Raw genomic sequence first — 5,490 nt, forward strand, 5'->3', positions numbered from 1 at the left:
ATTATCTTCTCTTGAATATCGTCGCCGGGGTGCTTGAGGAGTGAATTATCTGCCGCGAAAAAAGAATTATCGAAAGAACTCGGGGTTAAGGTCATGGTTTAACAAAATTCCTTTTTTAGATAAAGTTCGTGATCGGTTCTCCCGGTTTAGCTTTGCCGAATTTCGATCCCGTTTCCCCGCGCTCGAATTTCCGCAGGGTTTTGACGTAGGCCTCATCAGGTAAAGCGACGTAACCCACGCCATCGACCCATTTCCAGGAATTTTCTAAATAGAAGCGCACGAATTTTTCCAGGGATGGATTCGTTTTTAAATTATTCTTGTTGACGTAGATAAACAGGGGACGGGAAAGGGGATTATAGACATTGCGGAGAACGTTATCGATGGGGACCGGTTTGACGCATTTTCCTTCATTATTTTCGATCGCCACCAAGTTCAATCGATCTTGGTTCTGCATATAGAAAGAGATGCCTAAATACGCAAGCGCGGATGGATTGCCGATCACCCCCTGCACGAGCGCGTTTTGATTGCGGTTCGGGGTGAAATCGGTACGGCTATTTCTCCGTTTTCCCGTAATCGCTTGGGTGAAATAATCGAAGGTTCCCGTATCGGAAGGCGGGGCGAAAAGTAATAATCTCTCGTCGGGAAATTTGGGATTAATCTGTTTCCAACTGGTAATCCTACCCTCCGCTTTCGTGTTCCACATTTGATCGAGTTCTTTAATCGTTAAACACTTGGCGAATTGATTTTTTTTATTGACGATCACCGCCAATCCGTCGATCGCCATCGGTAATTCCAGAAATTCCACGCCGTTTTCCCGACATTTCTCGATCTCTTCTTTCCGGATCACCCGCGATGCCCCGGCAATGTCGAGATTTCCGGCGCAGAACTTACTAAAACCGCCCCCGGTTCCACTGGTGGCGACGCTAACCCTTGCGTCGGGATGGATTCTCTGATATTCTTCGGCAACGGCGAGGGAGAGGGCGAAACCCACCGCACCACCGTCGATCGAGACTGGTGGTTGTTTCTCGGCCGAGTCGGCCGGGCGACCGCAACCGGCGATCAAATTACTGGCCATCAGAAGGGAGATCAGGAAAAAATAATGAGAGAATTTCATAGATTAAAGCGGGAAAAATGTTAAGAAGCGGACTGGTTTTTAATCTGCTCAAAGATGCCGTTATTGGCCAGAAATTCCTTTTCGATCAACGTCCAACCGCCGAGATCTTGGGCGTTGAAAAGAGTTTCGATCGGCGGGAATTGTAATCCTTCATCCTTGGCCACGAAGGGATTGACCGAGCGATAGCCTAATTTGGCCAATTCCTGTTGTGCCGGCTCGGAATAGAGGAAATTCACAAAGGCCTCGGCCACCTCTCGCGTGCCGTGTTTATCGACATTTCTATCCACCACCGCCACGGGATTATCGATCGAGATATTGACCGGGGGGACTAAGTAATTGGTATCGGGTTGATTTCTTGCCGCTAGAATTACCTCGTTTTCGTAGGTGACTAAAACATCCCCCTTTCCTTCTTGGAAAAAGGCATTGCTGGCTTCCCGCGCGTCCCTGGCTAGGGTGGGAATCTTTTGATAGATCCGGCGGACAAAATCCCATGCCTGTTGCGGTTCGCCCCCCGTTTGCGTCACCGAACCCCAGAGGGCTAATAACTGCCAAATAGCGATCCCGGAAGTTTTCGGATCGGCGGATAGAACCGTAACGTCCTCTCTAGCCAGATCCGCCCAAGATTGAATCTTTTTCGGATTTCCCGCCCGCGTGACGATCGCCGCCACCGAGTGACTCACCACCCCCCGCCGCGGCACCCGATCTTCCCAACCGCGATTAATCAGGCCGGCTTGAGATATCCGCATCACGTCGAGGGGAAGGGCGAGATGTACCACGTCCGCCTCTTGTTTCCCGGCGATCACGTCATCGGCCTGGGCCAGGGAACCGCCGTAACTCCGCTGGAAAATGACTTTTTGGTTATGCTCTTTCCGCCATTTCTCGACGAATTTCGGGATAATCTGGTCGTGGGCGGCTTTCGTGACCGAGAAGGAAACGAGATTCAGTTTCACCTCCGGTTTTGAGCCGATTCCCCCGCAGGAGGCGAGGGCAATACTTGCCAACAGTCCCACTAACAGGAAGGAAAGGAAGCTCCTCCCCGATAAGGAACGAAAGGGACGAAACAGCGATCGAATTGGCAACAGTGATACATTCATCGGGATTTTCTCGATAAGGTTGCTCTAAACCAACTAATTTTTATTCTCTCTTCCTGAATTTTGACTCCCGTGGGAGCCGGAGATTGGCGATTTTTACGGGGGCCTAATTTACCCGATGGGAATCAACAGGCGATAGGAGCCGTTATCGAGAATAATCCGTAGCCCCAACCACATCAGCACAAAAGGGAAAAGCTTACTGGCATAACGGCTGAGGACAACCGCGATCCCCGGTTGGCGGGTTAGATTATAGGAGAGAAATAACCAAGTACAGACGATTAGATAGCAGATCGGGATGATTACGGCTAACTGCGCCACGGTACTATTGGCGAATAGGGGAATGTAGATACCGAGATTATTGCCGCCATTGGATATCGTGACCGCGGAAACTTTATAGGTTTGGCGATCGCTGAAGACTTGACCGAGGGATAGTCTGCGGGAGGCGAATCCGTGAAATCGGGCGTTTCTTCGCAAATTCACCTTGCGATCTGCGGTTTCCCTCTCGTTATCGCGATTTAACGTCAGTAAATTTCTCACACCGATGAGGATCGGCAAGATTCCGAGAAGACCGATATAAATCGGCGGGATGATTAAGCCGAGTAGAAAACCCAGCAAGCTCACCGATACTAAGGCCGTAAACCCGACTAGCTCGCCGACGACAACGTGAACCGGGCGAAAGGTACGATTTACCTCGCTAAAGAAGCCGGTTAGATAAATATTGTCGTCGAAGGTGGTGGCTATGCCGGTGGCCACCGCGATTTTGACGATTTCGATCAACCAATCCATCCATACCACCTCGATCTCTCAAATGCGGGCGCAATTTTGTTTTAAAACTATATCATTTTCAATACATTTATAAATGTACTTTGTTACACAATCGAGGAGTCGTGGATTTCTATAGTATGTAGATAAAACTAATGGCAGCTATGCCGAGGGAGTTGGGAAACCCTTCCCTTTTGTCTCCTTTACCGATAAAAAATCTTGTTTTCTGCGAGAAATCCCATGCTCCACCGTTCGATCAAGTGTCTCTGGAAACCGTGGCGAAATTGGCGGGCAGCTCTTCCCGCGCTGCTTTTTTTGACCAGTCTGGTCGGGAGCTTTCTCCTGGCTGGATTTTCCGACACGAACGCAAAGCGCTCGCTACGCGAGATCGCCGTCGGTCAAAATTCTCGATCCGATAACCTGATTCTCAACCTCGTCGATAGCTTTAAATTCCCCCGAAATACCACTCCCCGGCTATTGGAAACCGTGGGATTATTTATCGCTGGAATTCTCTTCTGTATCGCGATCGATCGCTGGTTCAAGCGCTCGACCCCCTCCGATATCACTCCCCTCGCCAAACAAGCGCGGCGGTTAGGAACCCTCAAGATCGGCTACCCCGAGGGCATGACCAATCTGGAAGTTCTCCGCGCCCAGGCCTTTCTGGAAAGACGCTTAAAACCCTTTGGGGTGACGGTAACGTGGACGAGTTTTCTGGCCGCTTCCTCTCTGATCGAGGCCTTGAGCAACGGAACGATCGACTTCTGCGGTGGTGGCGGTACGGCGAGTATTTTCTCCCAAGCGGCGGAACACGTCTTCGTCCGGGTAGCCAAGGAAAAATATACCGCCCCGAAAGGTCAGGCGATCCTCGTGCCTGAGGATTCGCCAATAGAGACGTTGGCGGATTTAAAAGGAAAAAGAATCGCCTTCGATCGGGGTTCGAGCGCCCATTATGTCCTCATCCGCGCACTGATGAGAGTGAATCTAGAATTAAGCGATATCGAACCGGTGTATGCGACTCAACCGGAAGCACTTGTGCTTTTTCGTCGCGGTGAGATCGACGCTTGGGTGGTCTGGGTTCCCTATTCCCCCACGGAGACGCGCACCTATCCGGGAAGATCGTTGGCCGATCTAGAGAGCATCTTCGGGGAAAACGCCTCTCTAGAAGTGCCGACCTATTATTATGCGGTTCCCGAATTGGTACGCGATTATCCCGATGTACTGAAGGTGATTTTAGAAGAGGTGAACGAGGCGGGGGCCTGGGCGAAACAACAGGAGTTAGAGGCGACGAGACGCTTGGCAGCCCACCACGAGATCGATCCGGCGATCGTGACTAATCTCGAACAACGGGCCTCTGAACGTGCCATTATCCCGATCGACGATCGCTCTCTGACGGCCCTACAACACCAAGCTCATATCTTCCGAGACCTGAAGCTGATCCCCCATCGGGTCAATGTGCGCGACGGAACCTACACCCTACAGACGAAACAAAATTGGACATATTAATAGTTAGTAAAAGTATAGTCAAATATAGACAGACTGAATTCCATTTCAGAAATTCCCTTCACTTTTACTTCGAGAGATTGATTCTCCTTGGGTGAACTACGCACCTCTCTATCCCATAGCAGTTAAACGCATTTGGGAATGCTTTTCGTAAAATATTGTAGGAACCCATGACATCAGATTGAACCAGAATCCCCTTATCTGTACGATATAACCCTCGCGAAATTCTTTTTCCTGAAAACACTGGCTTTTCAGTTATCTGTCCATAAACGGGGAGAGGATCGTCATTCAAAAAATTAGAAGCTGAGGTATAGGATTCTTCTTGAAGAATCACAGAGATTCCTTCTAATTGACATTTATAACTAATCATCTCAATTAATCGAGCATGAGGGATGGTCACAAATTTTTGATTGTTGACTTTTCCTAAGTTCACTTCTTGTTTCCAACCGTCATTTTTCCCAATTACTAAAGTTGTTATCTCTTGGTCAACTAAGAGATTGACTAAATAACGACTAGCTCGGTGAAGATAATTATCTATCTTCTGATTACGGCAACGGGTTAAACGGCGAATCCTCTGGGAACTTTGACGATTTAACAGAGATTGTAACTTAGCCCGACGTTGGTTATAAAATTGATTCAGGCTTTTTAACGGTCTGCCATTAATCAACAAAGGGATAAAATCCGGTTGATTTGAAGTTACAGCCATCAAATTATCTATGCCTAAATCTATCGCAGCTATCTTTTCATTAGGAGCTAAGAACTGTTCAGTTTTCTCATAAATTACCTCGATTACATAACAATCACATTTAGGAACTATTCTGACTTCTGCTATGCGCTCCTCTACTCTCTTCGGCAAGGCAATTGAAGTACCTGATAGTTTGACTATTCCTTGCCGAAGACCTACTTTGCTTATAGCTTGAATCGTGTAAACTAAGAGATTTCGTCCTTTTTTTGGCTCCTTATAGCCAGGGATTTTGGGTTTGACCAGAAATTTATCGGGGTGACTTTTAAACTCCGATGAAG

5 protein-coding genes are annotated in these 5,490 nt (G+C 48.4%); 1 reads left to right on the top strand and 4 read right to left on the bottom strand.

What is annotated here, in order from left to right:
• Positions 1-115 precede the first annotated feature (115 nt).
• The 3 genes from PX636_RS17065 to PX636_RS17075 form a co-directional block, all read right to left on the bottom strand.
• Positions 116-1,114, bottom strand: a complete 999-nt coding sequence (locus PX636_RS17065) for a PstS family phosphate ABC transporter substrate-binding protein (RefSeq protein WP_288117993.1) — start codon at positions 1,112-1,114, stop codon at positions 116-118.
• Between the two features lie 20 nt (positions 1,115-1,134).
• The gene (locus PX636_RS17070; RefSeq protein WP_287739630.1) at positions 1,135-2,208 is read right to left on the bottom strand and encodes a sulfate ABC transporter substrate-binding protein; all 1,074 of its coding nucleotides are present in this window, start codon (positions 2,206-2,208) and stop codon (positions 1,135-1,137) included.
• A 108-nt stretch (positions 2,209-2,316) separates the two neighbouring features.
• Entirely contained in the window at positions 2,317-2,991 is a 675-nt protein-coding gene (locus PX636_RS17075) for a cadmium resistance transporter (protein WP_002763668.1), read from the bottom strand.
• Positions 2,992-3,207: 216 nt separating this feature from the next.
• Here PX636_RS17075 and PX636_RS17080 point away from each other — a divergent pair, with 216 nt between their 5' ends.
• Positions 3,208-4,470, top strand: a complete 1,263-nt coding sequence (locus tag PX636_RS17080; protein ID WP_044034646.1) for a sulfonate ABC transporter substrate-binding protein — start codon at positions 3,208-3,210, stop codon at positions 4,468-4,470.
• A gap of 64 nt (positions 4,471-4,534) precedes the next feature.
• Here the strand turns inward: PX636_RS17080 and PX636_RS17085 are convergent.
• On the bottom strand, positions 4,535-5,490 hold a 956-nt coding region (locus PX636_RS17085), incomplete at its 5' end, for an RNA-guided endonuclease InsQ/TnpB family protein (protein WP_288117995.1).

This window comes from Microcystis sp. M53598_WE2 (assembly GCF_030067735.1).
GTDB classification, from domain to species: Bacteria; Cyanobacteriota; Cyanobacteriia; order Cyanobacteriales; family Microcystaceae; genus Microcystis; species Microcystis aeruginosa.

Excerpts from the sequence above, each read along its gene's own strand:
- PX636_RS17065 (WP_288117993.1), bottom strand. The coding sequence starts at position 1,114 with ATGAAATTCTCTCATTATTTTTTCCTGATCTCCCTTCTGATGGCCAGT.
- PX636_RS17070 (WP_287739630.1), bottom strand. The coding sequence starts at position 2,208 with ATGAATGTATCACTGTTGCCAATTCGATCGCTGTTTCGTCCCTTTCGT.
- PX636_RS17075 (WP_002763668.1), bottom strand. The coding sequence starts at position 2,991 with ATGGATTGGTTGATCGAAATCGTCAAAATCGCGGTGGCCACCGGCATA.
- PX636_RS17080 (WP_044034646.1), top strand. The coding sequence starts at position 3,208 with ATGCTCCACCGTTCGATCAAGTGTCTCTGGAAACCGTGGCGAAATTGG.